The organism is Streptomyces spiramenti (genome assembly GCF_012034385.1).
Taxonomy (GTDB): domain Bacteria; phylum Actinomycetota; class Actinomycetes; order Streptomycetales; family Streptomycetaceae; genus Streptomyces; species Streptomyces spiramenti.
In genome coordinates this window covers 1-13,488 of record NZ_JAAVJB010000141.1, presented here as the reverse complement: position 1 = coordinate 13,488, position 13,488 = coordinate 1, and the positions used below count along the sequence as shown (strand labels likewise).

General features: G+C 75.5%; 12 protein-coding genes. 10 read left to right on the top strand and 2 right to left on the bottom strand.

The window, feature by feature from the left end; all coding sequences use genetic code 11:
* Positions 1-74 precede the first annotated feature (74 nt).
* On the top strand, positions 75-857 hold the full coding sequence (locus HCJ92_RS16260) for an SDR family NAD(P)-dependent oxidoreductase (RefSeq protein WP_167934319.1): 783 nt from the start codon (positions 75-77) through the stop codon (positions 855-857).
* Between the two features lie 61 nt (positions 858-918).
* On the opposite strand, the gene HCJ92_RS16255 is transcribed toward HCJ92_RS16260, so the two are convergent.
* Entirely contained in the window at positions 919-1,371 is a 453-nt protein-coding gene (locus HCJ92_RS16255) for a GNAT family N-acetyltransferase (RefSeq protein ID WP_245240925.1), read from the bottom strand.
* 352 nt (positions 1,372-1,723) lie between these two features.
* Here HCJ92_RS16255 and HCJ92_RS16250 point away from each other — a divergent pair, with 352 nt between their 5' ends.
* The 5 genes from HCJ92_RS16250 to HCJ92_RS16230 all read left to right on the top strand — a co-directional run bounded on the left by HCJ92_RS16250 (position 1,724) and on the right by HCJ92_RS16230 (position 5,287).
* Positions 1,724-1,972 (top strand): hypothetical protein, encoded by a 249-nt coding sequence (locus HCJ92_RS16250; RefSeq protein WP_167934318.1) that lies wholly within the window; start codon positions 1,724-1,726, stop codon positions 1,970-1,972.
* 120 nt (positions 1,973-2,092) lie between these two features.
* Positions 2,093-3,094: an NAD-dependent epimerase/dehydratase family protein gene (locus HCJ92_RS16245; protein ID WP_167934317.1), complete on the top strand. Its 1,002-nt coding sequence runs from the start codon at positions 2,093-2,095 to the stop codon at positions 3,092-3,094.
* Between the two features lie 104 nt (positions 3,095-3,198).
* Positions 3,199-3,906 carry a glycosyltransferase family 2 protein gene (locus HCJ92_RS16240; protein WP_167934316.1) on the top strand — a complete coding sequence of 236 codons (708 nt, stop codon included), beginning with the start codon at positions 3,199-3,201 and terminating at the stop codon, positions 3,904-3,906.
* Positions 3,903-4,520 (top strand): DUF2064 domain-containing protein, encoded by a 618-nt coding sequence (locus tag HCJ92_RS16235; RefSeq protein ID WP_167934315.1) that lies wholly within the window; start codon positions 3,903-3,905, stop codon positions 4,518-4,520. Before HCJ92_RS16240 ends, HCJ92_RS16235 begins: the two co-directional genes overlap by 4 nt.
* Entirely contained in the window at positions 4,517-5,287 is a 771-nt protein-coding gene (locus tag HCJ92_RS16230; RefSeq protein WP_167934314.1) for a class I SAM-dependent methyltransferase, read from the top strand. Before HCJ92_RS16235 ends, HCJ92_RS16230 begins: the two co-directional genes overlap by 4 nt.
* Before the next feature lie 322 nt (positions 5,288-5,609).
* On the opposite strand, the gene HCJ92_RS16220 is transcribed toward HCJ92_RS16230, so the two are convergent.
* Complete coding sequence (locus HCJ92_RS16220) at positions 5,610-6,905, bottom strand: molybdopterin-dependent oxidoreductase (protein ID WP_167934313.1); 1,296 nt, start codon at positions 6,903-6,905, stop codon at positions 5,610-5,612.
* Positions 6,906-7,018: 113 nt separating this feature from the next.
* Between HCJ92_RS16220 and HCJ92_RS16215 the strand changes: the two genes are divergently transcribed.
* From HCJ92_RS16215 to HCJ92_RS16200, 4 genes are all read left to right on the top strand, one after another.
* Complete coding sequence (locus HCJ92_RS16215) at positions 7,019-8,380, top strand: hypothetical protein (RefSeq protein ID WP_167934312.1); 1,362 nt, start codon at positions 7,019-7,021, stop codon at positions 8,378-8,380.
* 281 nt (positions 8,381-8,661) lie between these two features.
* Complete coding sequence (lanKC, locus tag HCJ92_RS16210) at positions 8,662-11,298, top strand: class III lanthionine synthetase LanKC (RefSeq protein ID WP_167934311.1); 2,637 nt, start codon at positions 8,662-8,664, stop codon at positions 11,296-11,298.
* A 12-nt stretch (positions 11,299-11,310) separates the two neighbouring features.
* Positions 11,311-11,448 (top strand): SapB/AmfS family lanthipeptide, encoded by a 138-nt coding sequence (locus HCJ92_RS16205; RefSeq protein ID WP_167934310.1) that lies wholly within the window; start codon positions 11,311-11,313, stop codon positions 11,446-11,448.
* 235 nt (positions 11,449-11,683) lie between these two features.
* On the top strand, positions 11,684-13,465 hold the full coding sequence (locus HCJ92_RS16200) for an ABC transporter ATP-binding protein (protein WP_420824725.1): 1,782 nt from the start codon (positions 11,684-11,686) through the stop codon (positions 13,463-13,465).
* Positions 13,466-13,488: the final 23 nt, after the last annotated feature.

Here is a 13,488-nt window from a genome sequence, read left to right as displayed (position 1 = left end):
ACCCTGCTCCGCGTCGCGCCCGCCGCACCGCGCGCGACGCACACCCCGCCCGGCCGTGCCGGGGCGGTGCCGTCATGAGCGCGTCGCCCGGCCCCGGGCGGCCGGGTCCTGCGCGCGGGGTCGTCGTCACCGGGGCGGCGTCGGGGATCGGCCGGACCGCCGCCCTGCGTTTCGCCGCGCTCGGTGACGGCGTCCTGGTCGTGGACCTCGACGCCGACGGCACGGCGCGGACAGTGGAGGACGTGCGGAGCGCCGGGGGCCGTGCCGTCGGGCTGTGCGGCGACCTCATCGAGCACTCGGTCGTCGATGAGGTCGCGCGACGCGCCGTGGCGGAGTTCGGCAGGATCGACGTGGTCGTCAACAACGCCGGCGTCATGGACCGCATGTCGGCGGTGCACGAGACGGACGACGCCGAGTGGGAGCGGGTGATCGCCGTCAACCTGACGGCACCGTTCCTCCTCACCCGGGCCGTGCTGCCGCACATGCTCGCCGCCGGTTCGGGCGTGCTGGTGTTCACGGGCTCGGAGGCCGGGCTGCGGGGCGGCGCCGCTGGAGCCGCGTACACGGCGGCGAAACACGGGGTGGCGGGGCTGGTCCGCAACCTCGCGGTGATGTACCGGGGGCGGGGTGTCCGCGCCAACGCGGTCGCCCCGGGGCCGGTCCGGACCGGCATGCGGGTGTCGCCCCGCCCGGATGCCGACGGCCCGCGGGTGGTCGGTCCGCTCGTCGCGTCCGGCTCGGGTCGGCTCGGCGAGGCCGAGGAGGCGGCGGCGGCGATCGTCTTCCTCGCCTCCGACGACGCCTCGTTCGTCAACGGTGCGGTGCTGCCGGTCGACGACGGATGGTCGGCGGTCTGACCCCGGGTGAGGTGCTCCGCCCCGCTCGCCGGTTCGGCGCGCGGGGCGGGGCGCTTCGCCGTCAGGGCCGACGGTCACCCGGCGACCCGACCACGGTCAGCCGTATCCACGTGTCCGGGGGCAGGTCGGGCCTGCCGGGCACCGGGCGGCGTTCCTCCGTCCACCTCCCGGGCGCGGCGCGCCGCGCGACGCGGCGCCAGAAGCGGCCCGCTGCCGTGTTGTCCTCCTGGAACGGGATCTCCCAGGGCCCGGGGTGAGCGGCCGTCAGCCGGTGTGCGGCGCCGGCGCCGACGCCCGTGCGTCGCGCGGTCCGCACGACGAAGAAGCCGCTCATCACCCGGCAGGGTCCGAGGAGTCCTCGGACCAGCGCGAAACCCGTTACCCGCTCCTCGTGCACGATCAGCAGGGCCTCGCGATCGGGCTCGACGAGTGCGGCCCGCAGGCGTTCCCGGCCGAAGGAGCCGTCCGGTAGCGGTCGCGAGCGGTCGAACTCCGAGAGGTCGTGGCGGAACATCTGCCACAGGGCCTCCAGCCCCGGGCGGTCGCCGTCACCGACAGTGCGCAGCCCGGCGCGGGTGCCGCCGTGGTCGGTTGCAGGGCCCGCCGCAGGCGGGGGTGGCTCGGGCACGCGAATCCTCCGGTGCGGGGTGCGGGGTGCGGCGGCGACCCACTCGCGCGGTCGGGTGGCCGGGTGGCCGGGAGCATGAGAAAAGCCTCCCCGGCGAGATGACCTCGAGCCGGAGAGGCTTGTATGAACGTCACATTACCACGGCGACGAGGGGCCGTTGCACCACGTGCCCGGCGGGGGGGGCGCCGCGGACCCGCCGGCCCGTGACGATCGGCGGGGCCTCGTCGTTGAGCGGGACATGAAGTCGACGACGGTTCTCGGTACCGCTCTGCTCCTCACCGCACTGGTCGCGGCGACGCCGGCCCACGCCACGGTTCCCCCGGGCGGGAGCGGGCAGACCTACCGGCCTGCGCCGGAGACCGCCCGGGACGCGGCGGGGTTCGGCGACTGCCTGGCCGCCGTGCCCGGCGCGGAGCGCCCGCTCTTCCGCCTGTCCGAGCGCGCGGACCGGCGGTGTCCGGCGCCGCACGTCATCGCCCACAGCTGACCGAGGGAGCGCGGGCGTCGGGCCGGGCGTTACTGCAGTCGGGCGGTCGGCCGACGGGGAGCGGCGACGCACCGCGCCACCCGGGTCCCGCCGCCGCAACTGCCGTCCTAGCGTGGCGGAATGCGAGTTCTCGTCACCGGCGGTGCCGGTTTCATCGGATCCCACGTGGTCGACGCGCTGGAGGCCCGCGGGTGCGAGCCCGTGGTGCTGGACAGCCGGTCGGACCCCGCCCAGGACGTGCGGGACCCGGAGGTGGTGGCGAAGGCACTGGTCGGGGTGGAGGCCGTGTGTCACCAGGCCGCGATGGTCGGCCTCAGCACCCGCTTCGCCGACGCCCCCGACTACGTGGCGCACAACGATCTCGGCACGGCGGTGCTGCTGGCGGCGATGGCGGAGTCCGGCGTACGGCACCTGGTCCTGGCCGGTTCGATGGTGGTCTACGGCGAGGGCCGCTACCGCTGCGCGCGGCACGGCGCCGTCCGCCCCGGCCCTCGGTCGGTGGCGGAGCTCGACGCCGGCCGGTTCGAGCCGCCGTGCCCGCAGTGCGGCGAGGCGCTCTCGCCCGAGCTGGTCGGGGAGGACGCGCCGGTGGATCCCCGCAACGTCTACGCCTGCACCAAGCTGACGCAGGAGCACCTCGCCTCGTCCTGGGCGCGGGCGACCGGCGGGTCGGCCGTCTCATTGCGCTACCACAACGTCTACGGCCCCCGGATGCCGAGGGACACGCCGTACGCGGGGGTCGCCTCGTTCTTCCGCTCGGCCCTGGCCCGCGGCGAGGCACCCCGGGTGTTCGAGGACGGCGGACAGCGCCGCGACTTCGTGCACGTACGAGACGTCGCCGAGGCGAACGTCGCGGCGCTGCTGGCCGAGCCGCGTCCGGGCGGGCTGCGGTCGTACAACACGGGCAGCGGGGACCCGCACACGGTGGGAGAGGCGGCGAGCGCGCTGGCGACGGCCTTCGGCGGACCGCGGCCGGTCGTCACGGGCGAGTACCGGCTCGGGGACGTCCGTCACATCACCGCCGACTCATCCCGTCTCCGGTCGGAGCTGGGCTGGTCACCGCGGGTGCCCTACGAGGAGGGCATGCGGGAGTTCGCCACGGCCCCGCTGCGCGGCGAGTGAGACCCGACGGGCCGTCGGGTCCGCCACCCGGCACCGACGCCACACGGTGAGCCCCCTTCACGCAATTGCCAGAATTGTCCGTTAGGCACCTTTAGGGTGAGGGGATGGCAAGCCTCCCCACCTCTCCGGTGGCCGACGTCGTCCTTCCGTGTCTGGACGAGGCGGCCGCACTGCCCTGGGTCCTGGAACGCATCCCGCCCGGGTGGCGCGCGATCGTCGTGGACAACGGATCGACCGACGGCTCCGCCGACCTCGCCCGCTCGCTCGGCGCGACCGTCGTCCACGAGTCCCGGCGCGGCTTCGGCGCCGCCTGCCACACCGGACTCACCGCCGCCACCGCCGACATCGTCTGCTTCTGCGACTGCGACGCGTCACTCGACCCCGGCCGCCTGGTGCCGTTCGTCGAGGAGGTCTCCCGGGGCGGCGCCGACCTGGTGCTCGGTCGGCGCCGCCCCCGCACGATCGGCGCGTGGCCGCTGCACGCGCGCGCGGGGAACCTCGCACTCGCCCGGATGGTGCGCCGGCGCACCGGGGTGGTCCTCCGCGACATCGGCCCGCTGCGGGCGGCCCGCCGCGAGGCGCTGCTGGGACTGGAACTCAGCGACCGCCGCAGCGGATACCCGCTGCAGATGGTGGTCAGGGCCGCGGACGCCGGTTGGCGCATCTCCGAACACCCCGTCCCCTACCTCCCCCGCACCGGCGCCTCGAAGGTGACGGGCACCTGGCGCGGGACCTGGCAGGCCGTGCGCGACATGCGAGGGGTGCTCGCCGAGCAGGCGGCGCCCGCAGTGGAAGAAAGGACCCGCCCGTGACCACGCTCCTCGTCATCGCGAAGGAACCCCGACCGGGGAGGGTGAAGACCCGGCTCACACCCCCCTTCTCCCCCGAGGAGGCCGCCTCGCTGGCCGAGGCGGCGCTCACCGACACGCTCCGGGTCGTCGCGGGGACCCCGGCGGACCGGCGGGTGCTGGTGCTGGACGGGTCGCCCGGCGACTGGCTGCCCGCCGGGTTCGAGGTGGTGCCGCAGTGCGCGGGCGGCCTCGACCAGCGGCTCGCAGCCGCCTTCTCCGGCTGCGACGGCCCCGCCCTGCTGATCGGTATGGACACCCCGCAGGTCACCGCCGAGTTGCTGACGGTCTCCTTCGACGACTGCGACGCCTGGATCGGCGCCGCGACCGACGGCGGCTTCTGGGCGCTGGGCCTGGCACGCCCGGACCCGGCCCTCCTGGTGGGGGTGCCGATGTCCACGCCGCACACGGGCGGAGCGCAGCGCGACAGACTCCGCGAAGCCGGGTTGCGCGTGCGCGACCTGCCGCCGTTGACCGACGTCGACGACGCCGCGGACGCCGAGACCGTCGCCGCGCAGGCCCCTCACGGCCGGTTCGCGGCCGAACTGGCACGGCTGAAGGCGGGCGCCGCACGATGAGCACCTCCCACGAGACCGCCCCGCCCCCCGCCCCGACGCGCTGCTGGTCCAGCGAGCCCTATGCCGACGCGCTGCGCGCCGGACGTGGGCCGCTGTACCTGCGGAGGACGGACGGGTGGTTGCTCCACCTGGACGTCGAGCGCTGGTGCGGCGGACCGGACGAGGCGGACCGCTCGGTTCTGACGCGCTGCGAGGGCTCCGTGCTGGACGTCGGTTGCGGCCCCGGACGGCTGGTGGCGGCGCTCTGCGCCGGCGGCCGGGACGCGCTGGGGATCGACATCAGCACCGCCGCGATCGCGCACACCACCTCGCTGGGCGGGCGCGCCCTGCGGCGTTCGGTGTTCGAACCGCTGCCGGAAGAGGGCCGCTGGCGCACCGCGCTCGTCGTCGACGGCAACATCGGCATCGGTGGCGACCCCGGCGCGCTGCTGACGCGGCTGACCCGGGTGCTGGCCCCGGGCGGGTTGCTGATCGCCGAGACGGCACCGGTCGATGTCGACGAGCGCGCGGACGTCCGTCTCGTCCGTGACCCGGACGCCCGCGGCGGCTCCGTCTTCCCGTGGGCCCGGTTGGGTACGCCCGCACTGCTGCGGCACTCCCGCCCCGACTGGCTGGCGGTCGCTCAGTGGTCGGTCGGGGGACGCTGCTTCGTCGCCCTGCGCAACCGCAGCAGCAGCGCGAAGCCGGAGACGGCGAAGAGCACCGCCGTGATGAGTAGCCAGCGCTGGGCGAAGCCGCTCCCCGACAGCCCTGTCGCCCCCTCGTAGCGCTCGGCCACCCGTCCGCTGATCATCGGGAACCACACCAGGAGCAACAGCCCCGACAGTGCGACCGGCACCCGGACGTGCACGACGGCCTCCCGACGGCCGAGGGCCGAACACATCCGGGTGGCGGCGCGGTCCGCCGCCGAGTAGAGCGGCAGCAGCACGAGGTCGTGCAGCAGGGCGGCGCCGACCAGCCACAGCAGGATGTGGTACCGGTCGCCCTCCAGCAGCCGGACCCCGGCGTAGGCGGTGAGCGCGAAGGAGCAGCCGAGCAGGACCAGCACCACCGGGCTCCCGGCGGCGGCGCGGACGTTCCATCGACGGGTCACCGGTCGTCCTCGCCACGTGCTGCCGACAGGTCGCGGAACTCCATCCGAGCCACCCACTTGGTGTTGAGGACCCCGGGCGCGGCGGGGACGATCACCCTGGCCGGGAAGCCGTGGTCCGGGGTGAGCGGCGCGCCGTTGACGTCGAGGGCGAGGAGTGAGCGCGGGTCGTCGACCTGGTTGGCGCGCAGCGCGGCGCGGCGGAAGGCGCCGGTCCGCTGGAGGGAGGTCACCAGAAGGTCGGGGGTGGGGCCGTCGCCGTGGCCGGCGAGCCGGGCGAGATCGCGCAGTCGGACTCCGCGCCACTGCTGGTCGGAGGTGGACCAGCCCTCGACGCAGGCGATGGGCAGGGCGGCGGAGTGCTGGGGCAGGGCCGCGAGCTCGGCCCTGCCGAGCCGCACCGTGCCCGCCGGACCGACGAGGGCGAGGCGCCAGACATCGTCGGCGGTCTCCTCCGGGGTGACGCCGACCGAGGCGGCGGTCTTGTTGACCTGGAACCCTCCCGGACCGTCGCCGGGGTCCGTCCAGCCGTGCGGGGCGAGCAGGGCGGTGGCGCGCACCGGACCGTCGAAGCTGCGGCCCACGGTGGTGCCGAGAAGCAGCAGTGACCCGCCGCCGACGAACCACAGCGCGCCGCGGCGCGAGGTGGTGGGTGCGTCGGGCTCCGACGCGACCGTGCCGTCGAGCTCCTCCTCCCGTGCGCCCCGGTCCTCGTCACCGCGCGGGCCGGTCCGTCGGCGCAGGGCACGGAAGGCGGCCGGCAGCCGCAGCACAGCGTGCAGGACGAACGCCGAGACGAACACCCAGGCGCCGTAGAAGTGCAGCCGGTAGAAGGAGCCGGGGAACAGGTAGTCCAACTGGATGTTGAGGATGCCGGTGGCGAAGACGAACAGGGCGCCGCCCACCAGCGTCAGCAGGGACAGCCGTTCCAGGGCACGGGCCAGGGAGCGGGCGGGCGGCACCTCGAAGAGCTTGGGGATCACGGACCAGAGCTTGGCGAGCAGGACGGGGACGAGGGTGATCCCGAGGGTGACGTGCACTCCCTGGGTGAGCCGGTAGAGCCAGTGGGGGTCGGTCGGCCACGCGAAGAGGTAGGCGCCGAGGAGGCCCTTGTCCGGGGTCTGGTCGTTGACCGGCGACAGGTCGGGGTTGTAGGCGGCGTAGGAGAGCAGACCGGTGGCGAACATGACGGGGATGCCGACGAGCAGCACGATGCCGAGGACGGAGGTGAGCCGAGGGCCGCGCAGCGGGCTGCGCCAGAACGTGGAGGAGGTCGGGAGCGTGAGGTCGCGCATGACGTGACGCTATGTGCGCCGCACCCCACGAACGGGGGTGCCACCCGGGGCCAAACGGCTGACGTCCGCGTGCGCGGCGGGGGCGGCGGGCGGGGCGGGCCTAGCGTGCTCGGATGACCCGTTGCCTCAAGCGTGATCTGGTGGCGGCGTCGGCCGCGGCCGTGCTCGTCGCCGTCGCCGTTCTCGTGGGCCACCGGATCCAGCGGGAGGACGGCACGCTCCATGTCGACTGGCCCCCGCTCTCGGCGGTGTGGGAACCGCATCTCGGCCCCGGTACGGTTCCGGCCCTGGTGCTGGCCGTGGCCGTGGCCCTGTGGGGGCCGGCGGTCGCGGCGCGGCTGCGCTGGTGGGCGGTGCCGCTGGCGGTGTGGGCGGCGGCGACGGCCTGGACCTGGGCGCTCGCGCTGGTCGACGGCTGGCGGGCCGGGGTGGTCGACCGGATGGAGAACCGGCACGAGTACCTGGCGGCGATCGACCGGTTCGCCGACGTGCCGGCCGCGCTGCGGGGGTTCAGTGACCACATCCTGATCGACGGCCCCGACAACTGGCCGACGCATGTGGCCGGCCATCCGCCGGGGGCGACGCTGACCTTCGTGCTGCTGGAACGGCTGGGGCTCGACGGCGGTGGCTGGGCGGGCGCCTTCTGCATCGTGGTGGGGGCGTCGGCGTGCGCGGCGGTGCTGGTGGCGGTGCGGGCGCTCGCGGGTGAACCACTGGCCCGCCGCGCGGCACCGTTCCTGGTGCTCGTGCCGGGAGCCGTGTGGATGGGGACCTCCGCCGACGCCTACTTCGCGGCGGTGGCCGGGTGGGCGGTGGCGCTGCTCGCGCTGGCCCTGACAGGGCGTTCGGCGTGGTGGGCCGCGGCGGCCGGCGCGTTGTTCGGCTGGGCGTGCTACCTCTCCTACGGCCTGGTCCTGCTGGGCGTGATCGGCGTCGCCGTGCTGCTGTTGGGGGCGCGGACCGTGCGCGGCAGGCCGGCGGTGACGGTGCTGCTGCTCGCGGGGACCGCGGTGGCGCCGGTGGCCTTCACGCTGCTGGGGTTCGACTGGTGGGAGGCCTACCGGTTGCTGGTGGAGCGGTACCACCAGGGCGCCGGCGGTGTTCGTCCCTATGGGTACTGGGTCTGGGCCAACCTCGCGTGCGCGGTGCTGGTGGTGGGACCTGCGACGGTCGCGGGGCTGCGCGGTGCGGGGGTGGTGGCGTGGCGCGCGCGGGGCGCCGGGAGCGGCGCGGTCCTGGGGGACGGGCCGGTGAGCGGGCCGGTGCGGCTGGTGGTGCTTGCGGCCGGGGCGCTGCTGACCATCCTCGTCGCGGACCTCTCGGGGATGAGCAAGGCGGAGACGGAGCGCATCTGGCTGCCGTTCCTGTTGTGGCTGCTGCCGGTCTGCGCGCTGCTCCGGGGCGCGCGGGGCTGGCTCGCGGCGCAGGCGGCCCTCGCGCTGGTGGTCAACCATCTGCTGCTGACCAGCTGGTGAGCCCCGTCGGCTTCCTCTGACAGCGAGCACGGGTACGCGCCGGACGCAGCGGGGACGGCGATCGCACGGTCCATGCGCGACACCGGTTGCACCACCTGCCCGCGCGCCCCGCACGCACGCCCTCACACACCGGGCACGTACACCCCGCGTGACACTCCGCAGGTGTGAAAGACCATCACGCACTGATGACATCGGCGACTGTCATCGGCGCGACCGGGGTGAAACCGTCTGCGATGTCCCCAACGAGGGGGAACCATCGAACGGTCGAGCGGGGAGGTTCAGTGAATCCGGAGTACGGGGCTTACTGCGGCACCGATCCGCACTTCTACGACCGTCCGCGGGGACGGGGCGCCACGGGGGACGGCGGAGCCGAGGCGGACTGGTATCCGGCGGCCCGCGGGCCGCTGCCCACCCGGTGGCAGCGCGCCGAACGCGGCGACTGGGTCTCCTGGAGCCCGGCCGGCGCCTCTCTGCCGCAGCAGGGTTGGAAGGTCCACGTCTCCGCGACGCTCGACAACGCCGCCACCGTGCTGGAACGCGTCGTCGCCGTCTGCCTGGCCCACGACGTCCCCTTCAAGTGCGTGCCCTCCCCGACCCTGCTGTTGCGCCGCAACGCCAAGTACGCGGACCGCGCCGGGAGCGGGAAGTTCGTCACCGTCTACCCCGACGGCGAACGCCAGTTGCGGCAACTCTGCGAGGAACTGTGCGGCGAACTGGCGGACGAGGAGGGCCCCGACGTCCTCAGTGACCTGCGGTGCGGAAGCGCCCCGGTCCACGTCCGCTACGGGGCGTTCGCCGCCCGCTACTGCGCGGCGCCCGACGGCCGGCTGGTGCCGGCCATAGCCGACCCCGACGGCCGCCTGGTGCCGGACCCCAGAGGACCGGGACTGCGGCTGCCGCCGTGGGTGGCGCTCCCCGAGTTCCTTCGGCCGCACCTGAGCGCCCGGCAGGCCACCGGCCTGGGCGACCTGCCCTACGAGGTCGAGGGGGCGCTGCACTTCTCCAACGGCGGTGGCGTCTACACCGCTCGCGACACCCGCACCGGTGAGCGCGTGGTCCTCAAGGAGGCCCGCCCGCACGCCGGACTCGCCGCCGACGGCGCCGACGCGGTACGGCGGCTGCACCGCGAGCGCGAGGCGTTGGAGACGCTGCGCGGTCTGCCGTGCGTGCCCGGGCTGCGGGACTCCTTCACCGTGGCGGGCCACCACTTCCTGGTGCTCGACCACGTGCAGGGCACTCCGCTCAACACCGCCTTCGCCCGGCGGTTCCCCCTCTCCTCACCGGCGCCCACCACCTCCGAACTGGCCGCGCACACCGTCTGGGCGCACCGGGTCCATGCGCTGGTGGAGCGCGCGGTGGAACAGATACACGCCCGCGGCACCGTGATCGGCGACCTCCACATGGCCAACGTCATGCTCCGCTCGGAGACGGCGCCCGACGGGTCGCAACTCCCGGTGGAGGTGGTCCTGCTGGACTTCGAGGCCGCCTCGCCCGCCGCCGACCGGCGCCGCCAGGTGGTGGCCAACCCCGCGTTCGTCGCCCCCTCCGACCGGCGCGGCGCCTCGGTGGACCGCTACGCCCTCGCCTGTCTGCGGCTGGCCCTCTTCCTGCCGCTGACGACGCTCTTCGCGCTGGACCGCGGTGCCGCGCGCCGGCTGGCCGACGCTGTCACCCGGCAGTTCCCCGTGCAGCGCGACGCGCTGGCCGCCGCTGTGGCCGAGGTGGAGAAGGGGGCGCCGACCACCGCCCCGGTGGAGCTGCCGGAGCTCACCCGGTGGGAACCGGCCCGCGACTCCATGGTCCGCGCCCTGCTGGCCTCCGCCACCCCCGAGCGGCAGGACCGCTGCTTCCCCGGCGACATCGCCCAGTTCGCGACCCCCGCCGGTGGTCTCTCCTTCGCGTACGGCGCCGCCGGGGTGCTGTTCGCGCTCCGGGCCGTCGGCGCCCCGCGGTGCCGCGAGGCGGAGGAGTGGCTGCTCGCCCGATCCAAGGAACCGCTGTCCGGCAGCCCCTGCGGCTTCCACGACGGCCTCGCCGGGGTCGCCTGGACCCTGGACCGGCTCGGCCACACCGCCCAGGCGCGCGAGCTGGCGCTGGTGGTGGCCGGCGAGCAGCTGTCCGCGCTGGCCCCCGGGCTCCACGGCGGCCAGGCCGGGATCGCCCTCGCCCTGGACGACCTCGCCGCGGGAGACGGGCCGGAGGCGGCCGTCCTCGCCGCCGCGGCCGAACAGTGCTTCGGCGCCGTCGAGTCCGCCGTACGGGAGGACCGGCCCCTCCCGCGCGGCGGGCTGCTGCACGGCGGCGCGGGGCTGGCGCTGGCGCTCGTCCGCCGGTACGAACGCACCGGCGAGCCGCGGCTGCTCGACCTGGCCGCCACCGCGCTGCGGCGGGACCTCGACCGCTGCCACTCCCAGGGCGAGGGCGGGGCGCTGATGGTGCGTGAGGGCAGCCGTGCCATGCCGTACCTCGGTGCGGGCAGTGCCGGCATCGCCATGGTGCTCGACGACTACCTGGTGCACCGGCCCGACGACACGGACCTCGCCGATGCCCGCGAGGCCCTGCTGCGCGCGACGCTCTCCGCCTTCTACATCCAGCCGGGCCTGGACCGCGGCGTCGCGGGGCTGGTGCTGTACCTGACGCGGACCAGGGTCGGGGACCCGGCGCAGCGGCGGGACGCGGTGTCGCGCCATCTCGCGCTGCTGCGGCGACAGGCGGTGCCCTGGCGCGGCGAGCTCGCGTTCCCCGGTGAACAGCTGATGCGGCTGTCCATGGACCTCTCCACCGGTACGGCGGGCGTCCTGCTCGCCCTCGGCAGTGCGGCGGGGCTCCCGTCCGCCTCGCACCTGCCCTTCCTGCCGCCGCTCGGCGGCCCACAGACCGGTCCCGGACCCGGGACCGATTCCGAATGGCACCTCTGAAAGGACACCGTTATGGCGCTGCTCGACCTGCAGACGATGGAGACCCCGGCCGTCGAGGAGGAGAACTTCGGCGAGCTCTCGAAGGGGAGCCAGGTCAGCCTCCTGATCTGTGAGCACAGCTCCCTCAGCGTCACCCTCTGCACCCCGTGACCCCGGGCGCACCGCATGGGTGCGCCCCCGCGAACGGGCTGCTCCCGCCGCGCCGCCGGCGCGCCGCGACGGGCAGGTGAGCGACCCGGCGCCGGCCGGGTCGTGACGGTGCCACGGCACTCGTGAGAGCTGCTCCCGGACGGACCCCAGGGTCCGTCCGGGAGCGCAGCCGCGTCCGGGGCCGCCCGAGCGCAGCCCGCAGCACCGCAAGCCCTCGCCGCACGAAAGGCCGCCCGTGCCCCGACGCCAGACCGCAGCCCGCACCCGCCCGGCCGCCCGCCCCGGCGAGGAGGCGCTGCTGCCGGCCCTGCTCCGGCACCGCCCGGCCCCCGCGCTGGTGGTGCTCGTCTGCGACACCGCCGGCGCCCTGTGCGCACTCACCCTGCCACTGGTCCTCGGGCTGACGATCGATCGGCTGCTCGGCGGCGGTGCGGTGCCATGGACGTGGATCGCGCTGTGCACCGTACTGGTCACGGCGGAGACCGCGTTCGACGCCGCGGTCACCCTGCTGGGCGGTGTCCACTCCGCGAGGCTGACCAGCCGGCTGCGGGAACGCGCGCTGGAACGGCTGCTGCGCACCGAGCCCCGGCGAGCGGCCGAGTTCTCCCCCGGGGACCTGACGACACGGCTGACCGCCACCGCGACCGCCGCCGCCGGGGCGCCGGTTGCCGCGGCCGGCGCGCTGTGCGCCGTGCTGCTGCCGGTCGGCGGCCTGATCGGTATCGCGCTGACCGACGCCTGGACGGCGCTCGCGTTCCTGCTCGGGGTACCACCGCTGGTGCTGCTGCTGCGGGCTTTCACCCGCGACACCGGGGCCGTCACCGCGGAGTACCAGCGGAGCCAGGCGGTGGTCGCGACCCGGTTGGCGGAGGCGGTGGAGGGGGCGGCCACCGTCCGTGCGGCCGGGACCGCGCGGCGCGAGCACGCACGGATCACCGCTCCCCTCGGCGAGCTCGCCGTCCACGGCCATCGCACCTGGCGCGTCTACGGGCGGGCCGTCGGACTCAGTTCGGTGCTGCTCCCGGTCCTGGCCGCGCTGGTCCTGGCGGTCGGCGGCCTGCGCCTGGCGGCGGGTGCGCTGACCGTCGGTGAGCTGGTCACCGTGAGCCGCTACGCGGCGCTGGCGATGGGCGTCGGCGCCGTGACCGGGGCGCTCGGCGCGTTGGCACGGAGTCGGGCGGCCGGCGAACGTCTGGGGCCGGTGCTGGCGCTGCCGGCGCCGGGGCACCGGGGCGCGGTGCTGCCCGCGGGGGGGCCGGGCGCGCTGGAACTGACGGGGGTCGACGTCACCCGCGACGGGCGCCGACTGCTGCGGGATGTGGACCTGGCCGTGCCCGGCGGCACCTCGGTCGCCGTGGTGGGGCTGTCGGGTTCGGGCAAGTCGGTGCTGGCCGCGGTGGCGGGGCGACTGACCGACCCGGACCGCGGCACGGTCGCCCTGGACGGCGTGCCCCTGCGCGACGTGCCACCCGAGCGACTGCGCCGGGAGGTCGCCTACGCCTTCGCCGCGCCGGCCCTGTTCGGTGCGACCGTCTCCGAGGCCGTCGCCTTCGGGGCGGGCGCCGCGGACCCGGCGACGGTACGGGAGGCCGCGAGGGCCGCGGAGGCGGACGACTTCGTCCGCCTCCTGCCCCACGGCTACGACACCCCGATGGACCGTGCGCCGCTGTCGGGCGGCGAGCGCCAGCGGCTCGGGCTCGCCCGAGCCTTCGCCCGCCCGGGCCGCCTCCTGATCCTCGACGACGCGACGTCCGGGTTGGACACGGCCACCGAGCGCCGCGTGCAGCGGGCCCTGGACCGGTACGAAGGACGCCGGACCCGCCTGATCGTCGCCCATCGCGCCTCCACGGCGGCGCGGGCCGACACCGTGCTGTGGCTGGAGGAGGGGGCGGTGCGCGCCGTCGGCCGCCACGAGCGGTTGTGGCGCGACCCGTCCTACCGGGCCGTCTTCCACGGCTCCGCCGAGCGCCCGCCGCCCCGGCCGGGCGGGAACCCCGACGGGGGGCTCGCGGCATGAGCGGCGGACGGCCGGACGTGGCC

Excerpts from the sequence above, each read along its gene's own strand:
- HCJ92_RS16220 (WP_167934313.1), bottom strand. The coding sequence starts at position 6,905 with ATGCGCGACCTCACGCTCCCGACCTCCTCCACGTTCTGGCGCAGCCCG.
- HCJ92_RS16240 (WP_167934316.1), top strand. The coding sequence starts at position 3,199 with ATGGCAAGCCTCCCCACCTCTCCGGTGGCCGACGTCGTCCTTCCGTGT.
- HCJ92_RS16245 (WP_167934317.1), top strand. The coding sequence starts at position 2,093 with ATGCGAGTTCTCGTCACCGGCGGTGCCGGTTTCATCGGATCCCACGTG.
- HCJ92_RS16255 (WP_245240925.1), bottom strand. The coding sequence starts at position 1,371 with ATGTTCCGCCACGACCTCTCGGAGTTCGACCGCTCGCGACCGCTACCG.
- HCJ92_RS16260 (WP_167934319.1), top strand. The coding sequence starts at position 75 with ATGAGCGCGTCGCCCGGCCCCGGGCGGCCGGGTCCTGCGCGCGGGGTC.
- HCJ92_RS16215 (WP_167934312.1), top strand. The coding sequence starts at position 7,019 with ATGACCCGTTGCCTCAAGCGTGATCTGGTGGCGGCGTCGGCCGCGGCC.
- HCJ92_RS16250 (WP_167934318.1), top strand. The coding sequence starts at position 1,724 with ATGAAGTCGACGACGGTTCTCGGTACCGCTCTGCTCCTCACCGCACTG.
- HCJ92_RS16230 (WP_167934314.1), top strand. The coding sequence starts at position 4,517 with ATGAGCACCTCCCACGAGACCGCCCCGCCCCCCGCCCCGACGCGCTGC.
- HCJ92_RS16205 (WP_167934310.1), top strand. The coding sequence starts at position 11,311 with ATGGCGCTGCTCGACCTGCAGACGATGGAGACCCCGGCCGTCGAGGAG.